16 protein-coding genes are annotated in these 15,392 nt (G+C 44.5%); 4 read left to right on the top strand and 12 right to left on the bottom strand.

Going from position 1 to position 15,392, the window contains the following annotated elements:
* Nucleotides 1–106: 106 nt before the first annotated feature.
* From hemN to ccoN, 10 genes are all read right to left on the bottom strand, one after another.
* On the bottom strand, nt 107–1,495 hold the full coding sequence (hemN, locus tag OQE68_RS27905; RefSeq protein WP_180566767.1) for an oxygen-independent coproporphyrinogen III oxidase: 1,389 nt from the start codon (nt 1,493–1,495) through the stop codon (nt 107–109).
* A 70-nt stretch (nt 1,496–1,565) separates the two neighbouring features.
* A complete protein-coding gene (locus OQE68_RS27900) occupies nt 1,566–2,270 on the bottom strand; it encodes a sulfite exporter TauE/SafE family protein (protein WP_180566768.1) in 705 nt (234 codons plus the stop codon).
* Nucleotides 2,267–2,500 carry a cbb3-type cytochrome oxidase assembly protein CcoS gene (gene ccoS / locus OQE68_RS27895; RefSeq protein WP_434801415.1) on the bottom strand — a complete coding sequence of 78 codons (234 nt, stop codon included), beginning with the start codon at nt 2,498–2,500 and terminating at the stop codon, nt 2,267–2,269. Before ccoS ends, OQE68_RS27900 begins: the two co-directional genes overlap by 4 nt.
* Nucleotides 2,500–4,965, bottom strand: a complete 2,466-nt coding sequence (locus tag OQE68_RS27890) for a heavy metal translocating P-type ATPase (protein WP_266195849.1) — start codon at nt 4,963–4,965, stop codon at nt 2,500–2,502. Before OQE68_RS27890 ends, ccoS begins: the two co-directional genes overlap by 1 nt.
* A gap of 17 nt (nt 4,966–4,982) precedes the next feature.
* On the bottom strand, nt 4,983–5,555 hold the full coding sequence (locus tag OQE68_RS27885; protein ID WP_180566769.1) for a FixH family protein: 573 nt from the start codon (nt 5,553–5,555) through the stop codon (nt 4,983–4,985).
* Nucleotides 5,556–5,560: 5 nt separating this feature from the next.
* Nucleotides 5,561–6,988: a cytochrome c oxidase accessory protein CcoG gene (gene ccoG / locus OQE68_RS27880; RefSeq protein WP_180566770.1), complete on the bottom strand. Its 1,428-nt coding sequence runs from the start codon at nt 6,986–6,988 to the stop codon at nt 5,561–5,563.
* A gap of 191 nt (nt 6,989–7,179) precedes the next feature.
* The gene (gene ccoP, locus OQE68_RS27875; RefSeq protein ID WP_353618515.1) at nt 7,180–8,154 is read right to left on the bottom strand and encodes a cytochrome-c oxidase, cbb3-type subunit III; all 975 of its coding nucleotides are present in this window, start codon (nt 8,152–8,154) and stop codon (nt 7,180–7,182) included.
* On the bottom strand, nt 8,141–8,326 hold the full coding sequence (locus OQE68_RS27870) for a cbb3-type cytochrome oxidase subunit 3 (RefSeq protein ID WP_180566771.1): 186 nt from the start codon (nt 8,324–8,326) through the stop codon (nt 8,141–8,143). Before OQE68_RS27870 ends, ccoP begins: the two co-directional genes overlap by 14 nt.
* A 2-nt stretch (nt 8,327–8,328) precedes the next feature.
* Complete coding sequence (ccoO, locus tag OQE68_RS27865) at nt 8,329–9,009, bottom strand: cytochrome-c oxidase, cbb3-type subunit II (RefSeq protein ID WP_180566772.1); 681 nt, start codon at nt 9,007–9,009, stop codon at nt 8,329–8,331.
* Between the two features lie 19 nt (nt 9,010–9,028).
* On the bottom strand, nt 9,029–10,459 hold the full coding sequence (ccoN, locus tag OQE68_RS27860; RefSeq protein WP_180566773.1) for a cytochrome-c oxidase, cbb3-type subunit I: 1,431 nt from the start codon (nt 10,457–10,459) through the stop codon (nt 9,029–9,031).
* A gap of 394 nt (nt 10,460–10,853) precedes the next feature.
* Between ccoN and OQE68_RS27855 the strand changes: the two genes are divergently transcribed.
* A complete protein-coding gene (locus tag OQE68_RS27855) occupies nt 10,854–11,534 on the top strand; it encodes an alpha/beta family hydrolase (RefSeq protein WP_180566774.1) in 681 nt (226 codons plus the stop codon).
* A gap of 80 nt (nt 11,535–11,614) precedes the next feature.
* On the top strand, nt 11,615–12,691 hold the full coding sequence (rlmM, locus tag OQE68_RS27850; protein ID WP_255490747.1) for a 23S rRNA (cytidine(2498)-2'-O)-methyltransferase RlmM: 1,077 nt from the start codon (nt 11,615–11,617) through the stop codon (nt 12,689–12,691).
* A gap of 24 nt (nt 12,692–12,715) precedes the next feature.
* Here the strand turns inward: rlmM and OQE68_RS27845 are convergent, their stop codons facing one another.
* The gene (locus tag OQE68_RS27845) at nt 12,716–12,997 is read right to left on the bottom strand and encodes an antibiotic biosynthesis monooxygenase family protein (RefSeq protein ID WP_180566775.1); all 282 of its coding nucleotides are present in this window, start codon (nt 12,995–12,997) and stop codon (nt 12,716–12,718) included.
* Between the two features lie 226 nt (nt 12,998–13,223).
* Here OQE68_RS27845 and OQE68_RS27840 point away from each other — a divergent pair, with 226 nt between their 5' ends.
* The gene (locus OQE68_RS27840) at nt 13,224–14,165 is read left to right on the top strand and encodes a hotdog family protein (RefSeq protein WP_180566776.1); all 942 of its coding nucleotides are present in this window, start codon (nt 13,224–13,226) and stop codon (nt 14,163–14,165) included.
* Between the two features lie 83 nt (nt 14,166–14,248).
* Nucleotides 14,249–14,482 (top strand): sulfurtransferase TusA, encoded by a 234-nt coding sequence (gene tusA, locus OQE68_RS27835; RefSeq protein ID WP_180566777.1) that lies wholly within the window; start codon nt 14,249–14,251, stop codon nt 14,480–14,482.
* A gap of 72 nt (nt 14,483–14,554) precedes the next feature.
* Here the strand turns inward: tusA and OQE68_RS27830 are convergent, their stop codons facing one another.
* Nucleotides 14,555–15,250: a hypothetical protein gene (locus OQE68_RS27830; RefSeq protein WP_180566778.1), complete on the bottom strand. Its 696-nt coding sequence runs from the start codon at nt 15,248–15,250 to the stop codon at nt 14,555–14,557.
* Nucleotides 15,251–15,392 lie beyond the last annotated feature (142 nt).

Genomic DNA, 15,392 nt, shown 5'->3' with positions numbered 1-15,392 from the left:
TGTTACGCTGAGGCCTCGAACGCAAAAATTGTTAATTTAGGCTAACGGGTACATTGTGATTATTGTAGGGGGTGACCCAGTTAGCAACAAGCGAAAGTTTTTAGTATTAAATAACTTTAGAAAATAAATTCTCTGATGATTGTTTGCTTGCTAGATATCGATCAAACACCATACAGATATTTCTGGCTAACAGCCTTCCATTATTGGTGATGATTAACTTGCTATCAGTTAGGGTGATGAGCTTATCTTCAACCATTGGCATGAGTTGCATAATTTCTTTCTGGAAATAAACGTGCCAGTTTATACCGAAAGGTTGGCAATACTTGGCTAAATCTACCTGAAAGTGACAGATTAGCTGTTGAATAATACCTCGTCTAAGTAAATCATCCTGATTTAATTGAATACCACGTTTAATGGGTAGCTGATTATTTTCGATTGACTGAATATAGTCATCAAGTGCAGTGTGGTTTTGGCAATAAATATCATTAATCTGGCTAATTGAAGAGACGCCAAACCCAATTAAGTCACAATGGCCATGGGTGGTATAGCCTTGGAAATTACGATGTAATTCGCCTTTTGCTTGAGCGGTAGCCAGTTTGTCATCAGGTAAAGCAAAGTGATCCATGCCAATATAGTGGTAGCCAGCTGCCTGTAGCCGATCAATACTGTGTTGTAAAATACTGAGCTTTTCTGGAGCAGAAGGTAAGTCGCTGGCTTTAATCCTTCTTTGAGGCTTAAACCGATGGGGTAAATGAGCGTAATTGAAAATAGATAGCCGGTCGGGTGAGAGCGCAATGACTTTATCAAGGGTTTCTAAAAAACTGGCAGTGGTTTGAAAAGGTAATCCATAAATTAAATCCACATTAATGGATTTAAATAATAATGCCCTGGCTGCTTCAAAAATAGCTTCTGTTTCAGCTTCTGATTGAACGCGATTAACCGCTTTTTGTACAACTGGATTAAAATCCTGAATACCTAAGCTAATACGATTAAACCCCAAGGAGCGTAATAATCCCATGGTTGGCCAGTCAGCTTCTCGTGGGTCTATTTCAATTGAATAGTCTCCGTCAATATCATCCACCAATTGAAAGTGCTGCTCCAGCAGCGTAAACAATTGGGTAGTTTGCTCATGGGTCAAAAAGGTAGGGGTACCACCTCCCCAGTGTAGTTGTTCAACCACAGGCTTACAGTCTAACTGTTGAGAGACAAGCTGGATTTCTTTTTCCAATACCGTTAGATAAGGCAGGGCTTTTTGCCGATTTTTGGTAATTATTTTATTGCAGCCACAGTAATAACAAACACTAGCGCAAAACGGGATGTGTACATAAAGTGACAGCGGTGTTTGCTGCTGTTTGAGTTTTGTTAAAGCTTGTTGATAGTGGTCAGGCTCAAACGATTCTGAAAACTCAACGGCAGTAGGGTATGAGGTATAACGTGGGCCTTGCTGATTATATCGTTCGATAAGCGAGGACTGCCACTTCAAAGGTCCTAACATAAACTTGGCCTGTCACTGTTGATACAGATTAACAGTGTAAAGCGGTGGTCTGGAAAAGAATTGACATGGGTCAATGATGATGAGCATGATTCTCATGGTTTGGCATTAACAGCGCTTGGTGAGGGCCAGGAATCGTCCATATACCGAAACCAATCATAATGATCGCTGCCACTGTGCGGGTGAGGTGGTGGGCAACAAATTGCTTTAGCGTATCAGCGAAAAAGCCAGTGGCTAATACCGTAGGCAGTGTTCCTAAACCAAATCCCAGCATCAGCAGTCCGCCATCAAGTGTATTGCCACTGGCAGCAGACCAGGTTAGGGCGCTGTAAATAAGCCCACAAGGCAGCCAGCCCCATAAAATGCCTAAACAAAAGCCTTGTTTACTGTTAGTTGCGGGTAAAAAAGGTTTGGTTAATGGTTGAATATAGCGCCACAGATGCTGTCCCGCTTTTTCTAGCCACGTCAGTGCTTTCCACCAGTTAGCGATATAGCAGGCCATTAAAATCAATAAAATGCCAGCTAACCAGCGGAGCCCTTGGTTTGCTGCAGGCCCCAGCTGCTGAATTGACCAGCCTAAACTGCCTACTAACATGCCTGCTAGGGTATAGCTGGTAATGCGGCCGGTATTATAACTGAGTAGTACAGGTAGTTTTTTTTGCTCAGGCAAGTGAAGGCTGATTGCTGCCATGATTCCACCACACATCCCCAAGCAGTGAGCACCACCCAGTAAGCCCAATAAAAAAGCACTGATTAGTTGACTTAGTTCAATGCTCATTGTGGTTTATCAGTATCAGGAACAGATGAGTTTTGTTTATCAGTAGGTGCTGACTGGTTTTTCGTTTGTTTTTGAGGAGATGGTTTGGATTCATCATCAAATAAAATACTGTGAGCGGGACTTTCTAAATCATCAAATTGGCCACTATCCACCGCCCAGAAAAAAATCCACACCCCAATAGCAACAAAAATCAGGGCAATGGGAATTAGTAGGTAAATTGACTCCATCATCAGACGCCTGTGGTATTTTGGTGGGGTTGCTGACTATTCCATGTGAACTTAGCTGTTGTATCAGGCTGAGCTTGATTGACTTGCTGGGCATTCAGTCTAAGCGCATTCAGTACCACAACTAGAGAGCTGCTGGTCATTCCAATAGCAGCCGCCCAGGGGGGAATCATGCCTAGTGCTGCCAAGGGCAGTGCTACCACATTATAAGTTAGCGACCAGATTAAATTACCCCGAATAATTTGCCGGGTTTTTTGTGCTTTAGTTAAGGCAGTCAGTAATGTGGCAAGTTTACCATTTAGCAAAATCCCATCAGCATGGGTTTTTGCTAAGTCGGTGGCAGAACCCATAGCAACCGAAACATCCGCAGCGGCTAATACGGGAGCATCGTTTACACCATCGCCCACCATGAGCACTTTATCCCCTTGGTCTTGTAAGGCCTTGATGTAAGCCAGTTTATCTTCAGGAGAAGCCCCTTGCTTAAGGTTGTGGATAGTTAAAGCCTGGGCAGTAATGCTGGCCTGTGCTGAGCGATCACCTGTCAACAAAGAGAGCTTGAAACCATGTCGCTGTAAAGCTGTGACAGTATCAATAACCTCTTCTCGCAAACTATCATTGACTTCAAACCAGGCAATAGGCTGCTGATCATCTGCCAGTAGTAGCCAATGGCCATGGCTGGAAGGAGGAGTAACTTTCTCTGTAGGCCAGGCATAACTAGCAATACCCATTCGATAGTCAGTACCATCAATTGTGCCACTGATGCCTTGGCCTGGCGTGTTTGTAATATCGACTGCTTGGTAGGCAGAAGAGGCTGGAAAGGCCTTTGCTATAGGGTGTTCTGAGTGTATTTCTAACGCAGCAGCTAAGGCCATGGCTTGATCAGTCTTGATTGCTGCTATGGGTACCATCTGGGTGAGACTGAACTGTCCAGTGGTGAGTGTACCGGTTTTATCAAACACAATATGGCTGATGGTGGTTAAGCCTTCTAGCAAGTGCCCTTTGGTGATTAGAAAGCCTTGTTGTTGTAAAGCATAGGTCGCAGCAGTTAATGCTGTGGGGGTTGCCAATGACAAAGCGCAAGGGCAGGTAACGACTAACACTGATAAGGTAACCCATAACGCATCTTCTGGTGCTAGCCACCACCAGCTAAAAAATACCAGAGTTGCAATAACCAGTACGCTTGCCACAAAATAATGGGCAACTTTATTTGCCAGTAAGGCAATGGGTGGTTTGTCTTGTTGGGCCTGGTTTAGCAATTGCTCGATACAGGCCAGTTGAGTATCGAGACCCGTATGAGTGACTTGCACTTGAACGGGCTGGTCAACATTGATGCTGCCAGCAATCACCTGATCACCAGCCTGGCGTGGTTCAGGTAAAAACTCGCCGGTGAGGGCTGCTTCATTAATCGTGGTTTGCCCAGCCAAAATAGTGCCATCAGCCGGTATTGTCGCACCAGGCTTGACCAGGATAATGTCAGCGGGCTTGAGAAGGGTTAAGGGGATAACAGCTTCTTTGCCCTTAGAGAGAATAGTCACCTGATCAGGCAATAGCTGATTCAGCCGAGAGCTACTCAGGTGAGCGCGTTGGCGAGTGTTAAATTCTACAAACCGGCCCAACAGCAAGAAGAAGGTAAACATACAGACTGAGTCAAAGTAGACTTCTCCGCTATTGGTCAGCATGGCCCAACTACTGGCTGAATAAGCACCGCCAATGGCTAGGGCAATGGGAACATCCATACTCAGCTGGCGAATACGGATATCTCGCCAGGCTGTTTGAAAAAACGGCTTAGCAGCATAAAACACCACTGGTGTGGCTACAATGAAACTAACCCAGCGCAAAAACCACTGATGCTGTTCCGCAATGCCTTGCAAGGCACCAGCATAGAGGGCAACTGCATACATCATCACTTGCATAGCGCCAATCCCAGCTACAGCTAGCTGGCGTACCATTTTATGGCGCTGTTTGGCCATCAGGTTTTGCTGTTGATTCGGGTGAAAAGGGAGCGGTGGGTAGCCAATCTGCTGGAGTGCTGCCATCAACTCACTTAATGGCATAATGTTAGCGTCCCAGCAGAGCTGGAGTTGATGTTGGGTAAAGTTGACGGCTGCCTGCTTAACCGCTGGGAATTGTTGCAAGTGCTGCTCAATTAACCAAATGCAGGCAGCACAATGGATATTTTCTAACAGTAGTAATGCTGTTTTATCCCCATTTGACTGGGTTTTAACAAAGGTATCCTGCAAGGCAGGTTCATCATACACTTGAAATTGCTGGGAAGCTGCCTCGGCTTTTGCCGCTTTGTTGGTGCGATATTGGTAATACTGATTTAGGCCGCCTTGATCAATGGCTTCTGCCACGGTTTGGCAGGCAGGGCAACACATAGGCTGTTGCTCACCAGCAACAGTCGCAAAAAAGGTGGCAGAGCCTGCAGGAATAGGCGTACCACAATGAAAGCAGCCAGTGAGTTGGGTCACAGCAAGATACCAGCCCGTTAACTAGCTTCAGTGGTGGCGGAGGCAGTATTGTTGCCTAAGCTGATGGACTCCTGTTCATTACTTAGGTACCAATCAGAAATCAACCGCCAGTCATTATCTGTATATTTATCCCGTTCAGCAGGAATGGTTTCCAGTTGAATGTAGCGTTTCCCTTTTACCTGCTGTTTTAGCTGCCCAACATAATGACCTTTAGCAATATGCTGCATCAGCAGGGATTGGTCATCATCAGGAATAGTGGGTGATATCAAGCTTAAACTGAGCCTGGTAGGGAATTGAGCTAAATTACCAGCGAGTTTAACCGTGATATCCCCGGTTAAATTATCAACCTTAATAGTGGCAACCAGCTGTAAATCTTTGGCTTTATAATCACGGGATAAGTCATTACGGATGGCCAGGCCATCTTTGTAATAATTATCCCGCACTAAGGTGTCTGCCCCATTGATTGAAACCGTAATCATCGCAATACCTGAGGCAATTGCCAGCATAGGAATTGCCATGACAAACCAAAACCAAAACTCTTTATACCAAGGGTTTACTGTCTGTTTTACGGTTTGCTCTGAGGTCTGCATAGTCATTACTTCAATCTAACGGGGTCAGTGGGGGCGATAAAACGACTTTCCTGAGTGGCAGCCAAATGTTCTCCATCTTGTGAAACCACTTTAAAGTGAAAAGTCATATTCCGGCTGGTAATTTTATCAGGGCTTAACTCCAGTCGTACAGGTACCATTTTTACTTCACCAGTAGGTACAACGACTTCTGTGTCTTCCGTGAGCTTCATTCCAGGTACACCACTGATAGTGATTTTAAATGGATGGTCATGCTGGTCCATATTGCCAATCTTGAGCATATAGACATTTTCAATAGTACCGCGGCTGGTCTCATTATAAAGCGTGTTACGGTCGCGGGAAATTTCCAGCGTGACAGGTACTCGGGTTAGAAGGGTATAGCTGAAAAAACCACTAACAATTAATAAAGCAGATAAATAGCCTATTAAACTGGGGCGGAGGATTTTGGTAGCTTTTCCTGCCAGGCTATTTTCTGTGGTATAGCGAATTAACCCTTTAGGGTAATTCATTTTTTCCATAATGTTGTCACAGGCATCAATACAAGCTGCACAACCTATACATTCATATTGCAAACCGTCACGAATATCGATTCCGGTAGGACAAACCTGGACACACATTTGGCAATCAATACAGTCACCCAACCCTTTGGCTTGATAGTCGCTGCCGCGTTTTCTTGGCCCACGGCTTTCGCCTCGATGAGGATCATAGGAAACAATTAAGGTGTTTTCATCAAACATCACACTCTGAAAGCGAGCATAAGGGCACATATAGATACACACTTGCTCACGTAACCAGCCTGCGTTGCCATAGGTCGCTAAGGCAAAAAAGGCTACCCAAAAATAAGCCCAGGGGTTTGCAGCACCATAGGCAAGGTCTGCTACCAGCTCATTAATGGGGGTGAAATAGCCAACAAAAGTAATGCCAGTGGCTAAGGAGACGAAAAGCCAGATAGTGTGTTTCAGAAACTTGCGTCGAAACTTATTAAAACCCATCTCAGTTTTGTCGAGTTTCATCCGCTTATTGCGGTCACCTTCAGTGATTTTTTCAGCCCACATAAATACCCAGGTAAATACACTTTGTGGGCAGGTGTAGCCACACCAGATCCGGCCAGCAAGTACAGTGATAAAAAATAAACCAAAGGCACAGATAATCAGTAAGGCAGACAGAAGCATCAAGTCTTGGGGCCAGAAGGTGATCCCAAAGATATGAAACTGACGAGCAGGCAAATCAAATAAAATGGCTTGTCGGTCTCCCCAGGGTAGCCATACAGTACCAAAATAGAGAATAAATAAAACAGCTCCGCCAATTATACGGAAGTTGCGGTATATACCCTTAAAGGCCCGAGTATAAATTTTGTCGCGCTTTTGGTAGAGATCGATAACTTCGATTAATTCTGGATCGTCCGGTTTGACTTCTTTTATAGGAGAGGTGCTCATCAGGTATTACCGGTAACTAATTAGAGGTTGTAGCAAAGCTAAAACGACTGAATTCATGAACTTTTGCAACACCCTCATTAATTATAGAGAGACTATAGTAATGGCAGAGAACGGCTAAACAATGTCAATTGCAATTAATGAGTAGATTAAAGCAAATGACCAGCTATATGGCTGGTCATTCAAAGGGTTTATTATTTGTGTGATAGGCTATATATATAGGCCGACACTACATGAACCTTATCAGGGCCAAGTATTTTTTCCCAAGCAGGCATTACACCGTTCCGACCATTTCGTAAGGTATATTCTACTTGAATTTGGCGTGAACCATACAACCAAACATCGTCTGTTAAGTTAGGTGCACCTACTTCAGCTTTACCTTTGCCATCATTACCATGACAAACGGCGCACTGAGCTTGGAAGGTTTTTTCGCCTTGGGCAAGTTCTTCTGAACTGGCTGATACGTTTAAGCTTGCTAAGCTACGTACATAACTGGCCGTATGCTTGATTTGATCTGGTGTTAATAATGCTCCCCAAGCAGGCATAAGACCGTTTTTACCACCCAGGATAGTGGTTTTGATTTGCTCAGGGTTACCACCATGAATCCAATCATTATCGGTTAAGTTAGGGTATCCATAAGCCCCTTTGGCATCTGAGCCATGACATATAGCGCAGTTGCTGGCAAAAATCCGCTGTCCAGTGGCAACTGCCTTAGGGATTTTCGCTACTTCTTCAATGGGCAGCTTGGCGTAGTCTTCAAATAACTTGCCATACTGGGCATCCGCTTTTGCTTCTTCGCGTTTTAGCTGTCCGCGTGCTGTCCAGCCATAGTCACCTTCCTCAAGACGATCTGATCTAAACTCAAAGCCGTCTTCTTTAGAGTAGGTCACTAACCCCCAAGCACCTTTCCATAATCCTGGGTAAAGGATTAAATATAAGGCAGCAAATACGATGGTGGCAATAAATAGATTAAACCACCAGCTAGGTAAGGGGTTGTCGTATTCTTCGATACCATCATAAGCATGGCCGGTGGTTTCTTCCGTTAAACTGGAACGGTGTTTACGACGGGTAGCAAATAATACAAACATAATTAACCCTAAACAGGTTAATGTCAGTACAGCTATCCAGCCTTCCCAAAAGTCACTCAAATACTGATTAATCTCGATCACGGCTTATCTCCTGAGTGTTGCCCTGGCTTTTTTCAGGCTCATCAGCAAAGGGTAAGTTTGCAGCTTCATCAAAATCTTTTTTGCGGCGGTGGCTATAGGCCCAAATACAAATGGCGATAAAGGCCACCATCGCAAATATTGTGGCTAAACCACGAAAAGAGTTGATATCCATAATTAATCAACACTAATAGGTTTGGGCTTTATTCCCGTTACACCCTTAGGTATAGCGGTGCCTAGCCCTTGTAAATAAGCCACTAATGCATCCATTTCGGTTTTACCCTTAACTTCTTCTTTCGCATTAGCAATTTCTTCATCGCTGTATGGCACGCCCACTTTCTTTAACGCGCGCATTTTGTCTGCAGTATGCTCACCTGTCAGGACGTTGTCATATAACCAGGGATAAGCTGGCATCACTGACTCTGGGACTACCTCACGTGGGTTATTCAAATGCTGGCGATGCCAGTCATCAGAGTAACGACCACCAACACGGGCTAAGTCAGGTCCTGTCCGTTTAGAGCCCCATAGGAATGGATGGTCATAAACGCTTTCAGCGGCTAGCGAGTAGTGGCCATAACGTTCAGTTTCAGCACGGAATGGACGAATCATTTGTGAGTGACAGCCCACACAACCTTCACGGATATAAATATCCCGCCCTTCTAAGCGCAGAGCGCTATAAGGTTTGATTTCAACCGTTTGAATACTGCCTTTACTATCGGTATAGCTGATCAAGTTAGTGTTCAGTTCTTTGGAGAAGAACAGCGGTACAATTTCAACCAGTCCACCAAAGCTAATCGCTACCACCGTTAGGATCAGCATCAGGCCTAGGTTCTTTTCTACAATCTCATGGCTTTTCATTCGTTTGCTGCTCCTCTACTTAAGCCAGTTGTGCTTCAGCTTTTGCTTTTGCAGGACTCTCATCAGCAATGGTTTTCCAGGTGTTATAAGCCATCAGGAACATACCCACGAGGAAGAATGCACCACCAATTGCTCGAACAATATAGCCAATTTCGCTGTTTTCTACTGACTCAACAAAGCTAAAGGCGAGGGTGCCATCAGTTTGGTTTGCAGCACGCCACATTAATCCCTGCGAAATACCGTTGACCCACATGGAAGCGATATAAAGCACGGTACCAATTGTGGCTAACCAGAAGTGACCATGGATTAGCTCAACACTGTACATTTGGGCTTTGCCCCAAAGCTTTGGAATCAAGTGATAGATAGCACCAATAGAGATCATCGCAACCCAGCCTAGGGCACCAGAGTGAACATGGCCGATGGTCCAATCAGTGTAGTGGGACAGGGCATTCACAGTTTTGATCGACATCATGGGGCCTTCAAATGTGGACATCCCATAGAAAGATAAAGATACCACTAGGAAGCGCAGCACTGGGTCAGTACGCAGTTTGTCCCAAGCGCCAGATAAGGTCATCATGCCGTTGATCATTCCCCCCCAGGAAGGTGCTAGCAGGATGAGTGACATGACCATCCCTAAGCTTTGAGCCCAGTCAGGTAGTGCGGTGTAATGTAAGTGGTGAGGACCTGCCCAAATATATAGGGATATCAGTGCCCAGAAATGCACGACAGATAAGCGATAAGAGTAAACTGGGCGACCAGCCTGCTTGGGTACGAAGTAGTACATCATGCCCAGAAAGCCTGCTGTTAAGAAAAAGCCGACTGCATTGTGGCCATACCACCACTGGATCATCGCATCTTGCGCGCCAGAGTATGCAGAATAAGACTTAAATAAATTAACCGGTACTTCCATACTATTAACCACATGTAGAATGGCAACAGTGAGGATAAAGCCACCATAAAACCAGTTGGCTACATAAATATGCTTGGCCTTTCGCTTCATGATGGTGCCAAAAAAGACAATCGCGTAGGTCACCCAAACGACAGTTATAGCAATATCAATCGGCCATTCCAGTTCGGCGTATTCTTTAGATGTTGTATAACCTAACGGTAAGGTAATAGCGGCGGCGACGATAATGGCTTGCCAACCCCAAAAGGTAAAAGCGGCTAGGCCATCGGAAATTAGCCGGGTTTGACAGGTTCTTTGCACCACATAGTATGAGGTTGCAAATAAGGCGCAGCCACCAAAAGCAAAAATGACGGCATTGGTATGTAATGGGCGCAAGCGACCAAAACTAAACCAAGGTGTGTTTAAGTTTAATTCAGGGAAGACGAGTTGGGTGGCAATTAATACGCCAACGCCCATCCCGACGATGCCCCAAACCACCGTCATGATGGCAAACTGGCGTACCACCTTATAATTATACTCTGAGTTGTTCGTTGCTGAGCTCATGTTACAGGTTCCATCACTAAACGCGGAGTAGGGGTGGAAATACCACTGAGGCGGTAGGAAGTATGGCGTCGTCTACTTGCTGTAAAGCAAGCAAACCTAAATAATAGTGTTGGCCATAACAAGCTGGTCAGACAACCCATACAACACCGACCTAATACCAGGCTAATACTGTGTATATAGTTTAGTGGCTGATTATTAAATGTGCTGCTTATGTCGAACATAGGCAGCGTGCCGCGAGGATACGTGCATGCCATATTAGCTGTCAACATGCAATGGCCTTCGTTCGGGTTTTAATTAGTGTATTCAGTGAGTAAATTTGACTTAAATCAAGACAACTTTTGTCGGATAAATCATTGAGCTGCTTTGTTAGTAAGTCTTATTGGAAGTAAAGCAAATGAAACTAAAATTTGCCTGTGGTGACGTTATATTTAATCAGCCAGACTCACCTGTTGCCTTATGTTTTTTAGCGCATGGGGCAGGAGCAGGGATGCAGAGTGAGTTTATGGAGACATTAGCTGCAGCGTTGCAAGCGCATGCTGTTTTTGTTGTGCGATTTGAATTTCCCTATATGCAAAAAATGACAGATGATGGTAAGCGTCGACCACCAGATCGAGCAGATCGACTGGTTGCTCATTGGCAAACGGTGGTAGCAGAAATAACCCAGCATCCTAAATTACTGCAATTACCGTGTTTTTTGGCAGGTAAGTCGATGGGGGGCCGAATGGCGATGATGGCAGTGAATCAGATTAAGCAAGCAGTGGCGGCTATTGGGTTTGGTTACCCTTTTTATGGGCGAGGTAAAAATCAGCAGCCTCGTGTTGAACCATTGTTAGGTTTAGAAAAACCAGCCGTACTCATTCAAGGAACCCGAGATCCAATGGGTACTGCTCAGCAAGTAGCTGAGCTGCCACATTTTGCAAAGGTGCAATTGGCGTGGTTGGAAGATGGTGATCATGATTTTAAACCGCGAAAAGCGTCTGGCTTTACCCAAGCGCAGCATATAGCTACTGCAGCAAAGCTGACGAGGTATTTTATCCAACAGCAACTGGAGGCTGAAACTAAATTTATGGAGTGACGGGCGTTGGCGGCAAAGCAAAGTCGCTTGCGTAATACGTCATAATCAGTACACTCGGCAGCTTTTTTCTAACCTTATTAATGAACTGGCCAACCATGCTTAATCAATTGTTGTTGTATTGCCGCTCAGGCTTTGAAAATGAATGTGCTGCAGAAGCTATGGCCAAAGCAGAAGCAGTTGGTTTGGCAGGCTTTGTTAAAGCAAAGCCGCGTCAAGGTTGGGTATTACTCAACCTCTATCAGCCTGATGGTGCCCTGTTATTACAGCAGCAACCTTTTAAGCAATGGATTTTTGCCAGGCAGTGGGTGGCTTGTTTGCCATTACTCAATCAATTACCAGTGACTGATCGGGTTACCCCCATTGTTGAGGCTGTTAAGCAACTACCTCAATGTGGCATCGTTCAGATAGAAATGCCTGATACTAATGATGGGAAGTCTTTGCAGTCTTTGACTCGAAAAATCACTTCGCCTTTAATTCAAGCATTGAAAAAAGCGAGCTGTTTGACAGCGAAAGACAATCTTAAAATGCCTACACTACATGTCTTCTTTATCTCAGGTACCAGTGTGTTGGTCGGTATTTCACCTGCAAACAATCACAGCCCCTGGCGTATGGGGATACCGCGTTTAAAGCTACCAAAGCAGGCACCCAGCCGAGCAACCCTCAAGCTAGAAGAAGCTTGGCATACCTTTATACCCAAAGCGAAATGGGATCAGCAATTAGCTGCAGATATGACTGCAGTAGACTTAGGGGCAGCACCTGGTGGCTGGACCTGGCAGTTAGTTCGCCGTGGTATGCGCGTGTATGCCATTGATAATGGCCCAATGGCGGAAGACATTATGGCAACCGGGCTGGTTGAACATGTTCGGGCTGACGGTTTTACTTATCAACCCAAACAAGTGGTTGATTGGCTAGTCTGCGATATTGTTGATAAGCCTGCCCGGGTGACGGCTATGATAGCTCAGTGGCTAATCAATGGTTGGTGTAAGGCCACTGTTTTTAATTTGAAGCTACCGATGAAACAACGTTGGCAGGCAGTGGTAAATGCAAAAACGGTACTCACCGAAGCGTTGCACCAAGCAAACCTAAAGAGACATCAAATCCAAATACGGCAGCTGTATCATGACCGGGAAGAAGTGACAGTCTATATAGGTCCTTAATAGAGATGGCTATGGAGAGTTGCACTAGTCACTCAGGATAACCACTTTTTCTTCATGTAATAACATGGGCTGAATGTTAGCAACCAAAGACTGTCGAGTTTCCGAATGCTGCCAGTTTTGCCAGGATTGTACATTGTCCCATTGCGTAATGATAAAGCGGTGGTTAGGCTGCTGTAGGTTTTTTAAAGCTTCACAGCCTACAAAACCAGGCGCTTGAACCACTGCTTGAAAGGTTTGTTTCACGAAAGTTTCATAATGACCAACTAAGTCGTTGTCTACCACCCGTTCAATAATGACTTTAATCATGGATTATTATCTTTGCTGTTTTTTTAGACTATTACAAAACGACTGCGCTCATAAATATTGCAATGGCCTATTTTTGTAGTGTGGATAAATTAATAAGAGCTGACAATAACACTTACCGCCAGTGTAGTATTTCATTATGAAAAATGCTTGAAGAATTATGACATAAATACAGTCAATAGTTGGTAATCAATAGGAGGCTGTGCTAATTGTATAGATAAGGTATTTTTTGCAGTTATTTGAGTTAGTGTTAATGCCGCAGTATTCGCAATCTATTCATATTGCCTCTTCCTCTTTAGAACCCTTATATCCTTGGACATACGCCAAACTGCATTGGCAGCACTGGATCCCTGACTCAAAAGAAGCCAACATTCCTGGGATACGAGCTAGTTGGGCAAATGTGCAGCTTGATCAGCAAAACCTAACGGCATATGCCGACATTTGTGGGGTTAACCTGGTGACCGATGTTGCGTTTTTAGGTGATAGAGGTTGGTATAGTCATGAAATTCCGCCTTTGTATTGGTTGTCACTAACAGCCCCGATACAGATGCAACTGTTACAAGGGGATAACCTGCCTTTATCCTTATTGACCACCCGGCTGGCGTGGATTCGGGTTTTAGCGAAAAAATATTTGCATAAGCAAACAGCGATTGATTTTAAGTTTTTTTTAACAGCAGTAGAGCCATCTGCGTTAGGCTGCCAGGTAACTTTGTTAATAAATGCCATGATCCAAGAGGAAATTATTTGGCAAGCTGAAGTAGGGTTTGTGAGTCTGGGACGACAAAAACTGACAGAAGCCTTTCGTCAGCAACAGTGTCATCAAAACTCCCAATTGTTGAAAGTTGGCTACTGGTATGTACCTGTGGATATGGGCAGGCAGTTTGCGCGTATTTCAGGTGATTACCATCCCCTTTATGTCTCTTCTTTATTGGCACGGATGATGGGTTATCGGCGGGATGTTGTGCAAGAGCTATGGTTGTTGGCCGCAGCTATTGCCCATTTTCCTTTACCTCCTCAGCCTTTTTTGCTGGAAGCACAGTTTGGTGGGCCGGTTTACAATGGTAGTAAAGTTGACTTGTTTGGCCTGCAAAACCCTAGAGGCTATAGCTTTCAGTTAACAACACCTTGCCAACAGGTGCCGGTTATAAGTGCAAAAGTTGTATCCTGCTAACGCCTGCCTATTTCTCGTGTTCCTTAACTCAATTATTGTTACACTATGAGTCCACGATTATTGACGCTGAAGATAGAGTGACTATGGCTATTAAAGCAGACTTTCAATTGGACACCTCTGGGCTGTGTTGTCCTGAGCCAGTGATGTTACTGCATAATAAAATTCGTGATATTAATGCAGGTGATGTACTGGAAGTGGTTGCAACAGACCCTTCAACTACACGTGATATTCCTAAATTCTGTGCGTTCTTAAATCATGACTTAGTGGCCCAGGATGAGCGGGAACAAAAGTATTATTACTATATTAAAAAAGGCTAAATACTATTTATTTAGCCTTTGTCGTTCCTGAAAGTGACGTGATTATTCGATAGTATTAAAATTTTAATACGCTTATGTGTCTACCAATAATGAAAAGGCAGCCATGGCTTCTGGGTCATTCGATTTAATTTTATTGGCAATGCGGTGATGAAAAAAGTACTTAAATCCTGGGTGATTTTGCGCTGCAAATAAGCAAGGATCACCTGGTAAGACGGGGGTTGACTCCACTTTATTATCATCAATTATCATCGCGTGAATGCGACCGTTGTGTAAAAGACGCCAACTGATGACTTCTACCAAAGAAAAGCTGGCAAAGTTATTGTAGGTAATAATGGCATGGGTACCAATATTATCCGGAAGTTCATGCACGACATCGTCAGCTTTTTCGAATGAGGCCTCATAATATTCGGCAGAACTTTCCAGCTCAACAATTTTATGTAGAGGTGCCTCAAAAAATATTTCGTCAATCCCTGCATCGTAATAGCCCTCCCAATGGCCGTTAAGGGGGTCATTTAATTCGTCACAACTGACAATATCATTAAGCCAGGGGACCATGGCCACTACTTCGCCATTTGCCCGTAATGCCCAGCAGAGAATTTTCATGCTGAACAGCTTATTAGGATTGGAGTCATTGCTGTACAGCATTTCAAGACCATCTAATTCAGGTGCAAGGCGAATGACTTTTCGGGAATCCTGATTAGCGACAGGTTGGCGGGTGAAGATATCAATGACATTTTCGCTGGGCTTTTTGGCTTGGAAGGTACGCATAAAAGACCTCATCCTGCTGCAAAGAGTGACTGACTGGCCTAATACTGCTTCCCTGCAGGTTAGCTACAACCTCACTCTGGCTTGCTACTACAGTTTCAGTATAGTTAGTGACTGACTGCCCTAGCAAATCACTGCGAGTTGC

This window comes from Spartinivicinus marinus (assembly GCF_026309355.1).
GTDB lineage: Bacteria > Pseudomonadota > Gammaproteobacteria > Pseudomonadales > Zooshikellaceae > Spartinivicinus > Spartinivicinus marinus.
Note: the sequence above shows the minus strand (reverse complement) of the source record. Positions and strands in the feature narration are given on the sequence as shown.

Coding starts and splice junctions, on each gene's coding strand:
- hemN (WP_180566767.1), bottom strand. CDS start 1,495: ATGTTAGGACCTTTGAAGTGGCAGTCCTCGCTTATCGAACGATATAAT.
- OQE68_RS27900 (WP_180566768.1), bottom strand. CDS start 2,270: ATGAGCATTGAACTAAGTCAACTAATCAGTGCTTTTTTATTGGGCTTA.
- ccoS (WP_434801415.1), bottom strand. CDS start 2,500: ATGATGGAGTCAATTTACCTACTAATTCCCATTGCCCTGATTTTTGTT.
- OQE68_RS27885 (WP_180566769.1), bottom strand. CDS start 5,555: ATGCAGACCTCAGAGCAAACCGTAAAACAGACAGTAAACCCTTGGTAT.
- ccoG (WP_180566770.1), bottom strand. CDS start 6,988: ATGAGCACCTCTCCTATAAAAGAAGTCAAACCGGACGATCCAGAATTA.
- OQE68_RS27870 (WP_180566771.1), bottom strand. CDS start 8,326: ATGGATATCAACTCTTTTCGTGGTTTAGCCACAATATTTGCGATGGTG.
- ccoO (WP_180566772.1), bottom strand. CDS start 9,009: ATGAAAAGCCATGAGATTGTAGAAAAGAACCTAGGCCTGATGCTGATC.
- ccoN (WP_180566773.1), bottom strand. CDS start 10,459: ATGAGCTCAGCAACGAACAACTCAGAGTATAATTATAAGGTGGTACGC.
- OQE68_RS27855 (WP_180566774.1), top strand. CDS start 10,854: ATGAAACTAAAATTTGCCTGTGGTGACGTTATATTTAATCAGCCAGAC.
- rlmM (WP_255490747.1), top strand. CDS start 11,615: ATGAACTGGCCAACCATGCTTAATCAATTGTTGTTGTATTGCCGCTCA.
- OQE68_RS27845 (WP_180566775.1), bottom strand. CDS start 12,997: ATGATTAAAGTCATTATTGAACGGGTGGTAGACAACGACTTAGTTGGT.
- tusA (WP_180566777.1), top strand. CDS start 14,249: ATGGCTATTAAAGCAGACTTTCAATTGGACACCTCTGGGCTGTGTTGT.
- OQE68_RS27830 (WP_180566778.1), bottom strand. CDS start 15,250: ATGCGTACCTTCCAAGCCAAAAAGCCCAGCGAAAATGTCATTGATATC.